Origin of the sequence: Candidatus Protofrankia californiensis, assembly GCF_900634765.1 — a bacterium.
In the GTDB taxonomy this organism is placed as follows: domain Bacteria; phylum Actinomycetota; class Actinomycetes; order Frankiales; family Frankiaceae; genus Protofrankia; species Protofrankia californiensis.
Genome location: NZ_CAAAFT010000413.1, coordinates 23,160 through 28,632, shown reverse-complemented (window position 1 = coordinate 28,632; position 5,473 = coordinate 23,160). Strand labels below are relative to the sequence as shown.

Here is a 5,473-nt window from a genome sequence, read left to right as displayed (position 1 = left end):
AGGTCGACGCGGGCCACCAGGCCTATGTCGTCTGCCCCCGTATCGGTGGGGACGCCACCGACACCGTCGATGATGCTGGTACCGCCGACACCGCCGACACCGCCGACACCGCCGACACCGCCGACACCGCCGGTGACGTGGCCCTGGGCCTTGCCGGGCGCGGCGTCGAGGACCGCGTCACTGTCGACGCCATGGCCGCCGGTTCGGATGCGATGGCCGGTCCGGCCGTGACACAGACGGGTACCGCTGCGGCCGGTCCGACTGCGACGCGGGCGGACACCGCCGCGGCCGGTCGCCGGCCGAGCGCCGCTGTACTCGACGTGCTGCCCAGATTGCGTGCGGTCGAACTCGCCGGTCTGCGGGTCGAGACACTGCACGGCCGGCTGCATCCGGACGACAAGGATGAGATCATGACTCGGTTCGCCGCGGGGGATCTGGACGTCCTCGTGGCCACCACGGTGATCGAGGTCGGGGTCAACGTGCCGAACGCGACCGTGATGGTCGTGGTGGACGCCGATCGCTTCGGCGTCTCCCAGCTCCACCAGCTGCGCGGCCGGGTCGGTCGTGGCAGCGCGCCCGGGTGGTGCCTGCTGTACACCGACGCGGAGCGCGGCTCGCCCGCCTGGGAGCGCCTTGCTGCGGTGGCGGCCACCTCCGACGGAGCCGAGCTCGCCCGTCTCGACCTTGCGCAGCGGCGTGAGGGCGACGTGCTGGGTGCGGCCCAGTCCGGCGGCCGGCGCTCCCTGCGCCTGCTGGAACTGCTCAAGGACGAGGAGCTGATCCGTTCTGCGCGAGACGAGGCGACAGCCCTCGTCGACGCCGATCCACGGCTGTCGGCGCATCCGGCCCTGGCCGCGGCGCTCGCGGCCACCCTCGACGAGGCCCGGGCCGCCTATCTGGAAAAAGGATGACCGCAGCGGCTACCGGAAAGACGGAAACAGGAAATGACCAGGATCATCGGCGGGGTTGCGCGCGGGCGACCCATCCGGGTGCCGCCGGGGGGTGGGACCCGTCCGACGTCCGACCGGGCGCGGGAGGGCCTGTTCAACACGCTCGCTTCCCTGGTCGAGCTGCGCGGCGCGCGGTTTGCCGATCTCTACGCCGGCAGCGGCGCGGTCGGGTTCGAGGCGCTGTCGCGAGGGGCGTCCCATGTCCTGTTCGTCGATCAGTCGGCGGCGGCGGTCCGCACATTGCACGCGAATGCGACGGCACTGGAGTTTGCCGGTGTGGAGATCCTTTCCCGGCCCGTCCAGCATGTGATGGAAATCACGCCTGAGTGTGCGTTCGACGCGGTGTTCCTGGATCCTCCGTATGCGCTTCCGGACGCCCTGCTGACCGAGGTACTCACCGGGCTGGTGTCCGGTGCCTGGTTGGAACCGGACGGGGTGTGTGTCGTGGAGCGCTCGCGACGCAGCGGGCCGCCGGTCTGGCCGGATGGTCTTATTACTATCCGCAATCGCGCGTACGGTGAGGGGGTGCTCTGGTACGGTTCCGGATCATGAGAAAGGCTGCCTGTCCAGGCTCATTCGACCCGATCACCAACGGTCATCTGGATATCATCAGTCGTGCCAGCCGGCTCTTCGACGAGGTCGTCGTAGCCGTGCTCATCAACAAGAGCAAGGCCAACCTTTTCACCGTGGAGGAGCGGATAGAACTGATCCGTGAGGTTACCCGTGATCATTCCAACGTGGTGGTCGAGTCGTCTCACGGTCTGCTCGTCGACTTCTGCCGCGCCCGCGGCATTCAGGCCATCGTCAAGGGCCTGCGCGCGGTCAGCGACTTCGACTACGAGCTGCAGATGGCGCAGATGAACCATTCGCTCGCGGGCGTCGAAACCCTCTTCATGAGCACGAACCCGCAGTATGCGTTCCTGTCGTCCAGCCTGGTCAAGGAAGTTGCCACCTACGGTGGGGACGTGTCCGGCCTGGTCCCCGACATCGTGCTCAAGCAGTTGCGCGAACGTCTCGCCCGCTGAGCGAGAGAGCGGACGGTGCTCCGCCCGGGGCCGCGCCCGCGGGGCCCCGGGCCCACCTTGACAAGCGCCATCGGGCCGTGGACCGTTAGCCAGTTGATGCCATAGCTACATTGTGGAGGTTTTTACGCAGGGTGTTGATATGGGTGCGCGTCGGGTTGTATCTGTAGGACGGATGGGGCTTGGCGATCACGCATGCCTGAGTTTCGTCGATGACGACGCGCACTGGAGCGTGCTGGCCGTCTACAGTCAGCGAGGGCTCGCCAAGGGCGAGAAGGTACTGCTCATCACCGACCCCGCCCTCTCGAAGAGCGAGATCTTCGCCCGGCTGGACTCCCATGGTCCGCCGGTGGAGCCGGCATGGGAGCGCGGCCAACTGAACATCGAGAGCACTGAATCGATGTATCTGCCGCCTACTCGGTTCTCCATCGAGGGCCAGATCCAGCGGTATCAGGAGCAGATCGAGCTGTCGTACCGGCAGGAGTACCCGGGATTTCGAGCCTGCGCCGACATGGCCTGGGCACTGGATCCCGACATGGATCTTGACCGGCTCGTCACCTACGAGTACGAGCTCAAGGCCTTGTTCACCGATCCACGGTGCAGTGTGATCTGCTGCTACGACCGGAAGCGTTTCAGCAAGGAACTGCTGGACTCCATGGACGGCGTCCACCCTATGACGGTACTCGAAGGTATCGGATCCCTGGATATTGCGGATACCGAGTCCGGCCTGAGGCTGGCCGGAGAAGTTGATCTACTTACTCGCGAGCAGTTCATCACCGGTCTCGAGCAGGCGTTCGCGCGGTTCAGGGACTGCTGCTTGCTACTGGACCTGACGGATCTTTCCTTCCTGGACGCCCATGGTGCCGGGGTGATCATCAGGCTGGCGGCCGGAATGCCGCCGGGCGGGCGGCTGAAGATCCGCTGTAGCACCCGTCAGGCGTATGTACTGCGTATCCTCGGCGCGGAATCGATCCCGCGGATGGTCTTGAATAAAGTGTGATGTGATCCGCGAATGCCATGAGCGGAACGATCGTTTCGACTCGGAGTGTGTGCTCCGGTTGTTCCGACGGCGGCTGTCGGATCAGGCGACCACGGATGCGGCCATACGCTGTCTGCCCGCCGGACGGCGGGCCGGTATGGGCGGGGACTGGGTCGATGTGATTTGGTTGTCGGGCGCCCGGGTCGCTTCGCTCGTAGGCGATGTGCTCGTAGGCGATGTGGTCGATATACAGCCGCCGGCAAGACTGTCCGGACTGAGCAACCCTTACCGTGAATGGCTGATATCACTCGCGGTCAACCCGGGCGTATGGCCATGGTCTACCGCTTACGGCGGATCTTCATATGTCTCCTTGAAGCGATCATTGCGATGGTTCACGACACGCGGACAGGCGATGGCCGCCGGGTTGTCCGGATGCTCGGGCGCACCGGTCCCGGTCATTGATGTGGCGGTCGGGGATCGTCCGCCCGCTGGCGGCCCCGAGGCCGGCGTCCGTGCCGCGGACCGTGCCGCGGACCGTGTTGAGGTTCGTCCCGTGGTCCGTCCCGCGGTGACGGTGAGCGGATTTCGCGAGACGATCGGATAGGGTGGTCTCCGGTACCTGGATTCCCGGGCACCAACCCACTGACCGACGAGCCACAGATCATGATCGCGTCATCGTCACGCGGTCGGCCATCTGCGACACCCGAGAGTTGTGAATCCGGTACTCCGTGGCAACGACAGGCACCTCCCCCATGACTGCGCCGTCATTCCGCCGCCGGGCCCCTCGGGGTCCGCTCGTGCTCGACATTCGTGAGCTGGGCCGCCGAGCGGGTTCGATGAAGCGTGTCGTGACGCAGGTGCCCGCCCCGGCGGAGCTGGGCACCGAAATGATCCACGTCCCGTCGGGCGCGCCCATCGAACTGGATCTGCGCGTGGAAGCCGTGATGGAAGGCGTGCTGGTCAGCGGCACGGCATTCACTCCACTGGCGGGTGAGTGCTCGCGCTGCCTCGACCCGATCGAGGACGACATCACGGTCGACATCCGCGAGCTGTTCTACTACCCGGACCGAGCCCCCGACGACCCCGAGGACGACTCCTTCCAGGTCGTGAACGACCATCTTGATCTCGAACCGGTGCTGCGTGACGCGCTGGTACTCAGCCTGCCGCTGTCCCCCTGCTGCCGGCCGGACTGCGCCGGCCTGTGTGCCGACTGCGGAGCACGAATGAACGATCTTGATGTCGATCACGCTCACGCCCGTGTCGACCCCAGGTGGGCGGCGCTGCCGTCACTGATCGAGAACCCGTCACCGAACGAGAACAAGAACGAGAACAAGGAGAAGGACTAGTGGCAGTCCCGAAGCGTCGGACCTCGCGCAGCAACACCCGTTCCCGGCGGGCACAGTGGAAGACACAGGCCCCGGCCCTTGCAAAATGCCCCCGTGGTCATGTGACCCGTCCGCACACGGTCTGCCCGACGTGCGGGCGTTACAACGACCGACAGGTCCTCGACATCTAGAGGGCCGAAGGCGGCGCGATCATGTTTTTCTCGCGCTGCCGCAGGCCCAGGTCCCCGAGGAGCCAAGTGGCGTGACACACGTCGCGGTCGATCTGCTCGGTGGTGATGGCGCACCGGATGCGGTCGTCAACGGCATCTACAGCGCGCTGGGCACCGACGAGTCGCTGGAGGTCAGCCTCGTCGGTCCGTCCGGGGTTGCCGAACGGCTGCTGGCCGAGCGCAGGCTCGCTGTCGGTGGCCGGTTACGGCTCGTCGAAGCGCCCCATCTGATCGGTCCTGGCCAGGACGCGGCCCGTGAGGTCCGCTCGAGGCGGGATGCCACGGTCCGTGTCGCGACCCGGCTGATCAGAGATGGCGTGGTGGACGCGGTCGTCTCCGCTGGTCCGTCCGAAGCGCTCGTGGCCGCTGCCTCGTTCACCCTCGGGCCCGCGACGGGGGCGACGCGGCCGGCGCTCGCCGTGCTGCTCGGCTCCCCGTCACGATCCACGATCCTGTTGGACGCGGGCGCGGCCACCGGTGCCAGCGCCGACCAGCTCGTCCAGTATGCGGTCGTCGGGTCGGCTTACGCCACGGTCTGCCTGGACGTGGCGCGTCCGAGGATCGGCCTGCTGGTGGCGGGGCCGGTCCACCGCGGCGGGCCGCGCCTCGACGCCGGTCGACCGGGCGTCGGTGGACCAGGTGCCGGTGGGTCAGGCGCTGGTGGACTGGGCGCCGGCGAGCTTCTCGCCGGGCTGGACCTTGACTTCGTCGGTGCCGTCGACGCCGCCGGGGTGGTGGCCGGTGGGCAGGCCGATGTCGTGGTCTGTGACGGTTCGATCGGGGCCGTTGTGGTCTCGTGGCTGCAAGCGGTGGCAGAGTCTGGTGACCAGCCGCCGCAAGCGCCGTCGGGGTGGTATCCGCAGGAGGGAGCATTCGTGGTTGGCGTCGACGGGATCGTGGTCGTCGCGGGCGGCAGGTCCGGTTCAACCGGCTCGGGTATCGCGAGGGCGATCGCGCAGGCATCCGT

At 67.1% G+C, this 5,473-nt stretch carries 7 protein-coding genes; all 7 read left to right on the top strand.

Annotation, left to right across the window (positions count from 1 at the left end):
• The coding region (locus DD1DGNOD_RS30005) for a helicase-related protein (protein ID WP_283234741.1) at positions 1–911 on the top strand (911 nt) is incomplete at its 5' end.
• Positions 912–944: 33 nt separating this feature from the next.
• Positions 945–1,502, top strand: a complete 558-nt coding sequence (gene rsmD, locus DD1DGNOD_RS21525) for a 16S rRNA (guanine(966)-N(2))-methyltransferase RsmD (RefSeq protein ID WP_131768330.1) — start codon at positions 945–947, stop codon at positions 1,500–1,502.
• The gene (coaD, locus tag DD1DGNOD_RS21520; RefSeq protein WP_131768329.1) at positions 1,499–1,975 is read left to right on the top strand and encodes a pantetheine-phosphate adenylyltransferase; all 477 of its coding nucleotides are present in this window, start codon (positions 1,499–1,501) and stop codon (positions 1,973–1,975) included. Before rsmD ends, coaD begins: the two co-directional genes overlap by 4 nt.
• A gap of 172 nt (positions 1,976–2,147) precedes the next feature.
• Entirely contained in the window at positions 2,148–2,972 is an 825-nt protein-coding gene (locus tag DD1DGNOD_RS21515) for an MEDS domain-containing protein (RefSeq protein WP_165035209.1), read from the top strand.
• A 731-nt stretch (positions 2,973–3,703) separates the two neighbouring features.
• Positions 3,704–4,297, top strand: coding sequence for a YceD family protein (locus tag DD1DGNOD_RS21505; protein ID WP_131768326.1), 594 nt, complete (start codon positions 3,704–3,706; stop codon positions 4,295–4,297).
• The gene (gene rpmF / locus DD1DGNOD_RS21500) at positions 4,297–4,467 is read left to right on the top strand and encodes a 50S ribosomal protein L32 (RefSeq protein ID WP_131768325.1); all 171 of its coding nucleotides are present in this window, start codon (positions 4,297–4,299) and stop codon (positions 4,465–4,467) included. Before DD1DGNOD_RS21505 ends, rpmF begins: the two co-directional genes overlap by 1 nt.
• Positions 4,468–4,538: 71 nt before the next feature.
• A partial coding sequence (locus tag DD1DGNOD_RS21495; protein WP_165036954.1) for a phosphate starvation-inducible protein PhoH occupies positions 4,539–5,473 on the top strand: 935 nt, incomplete at its 3' end.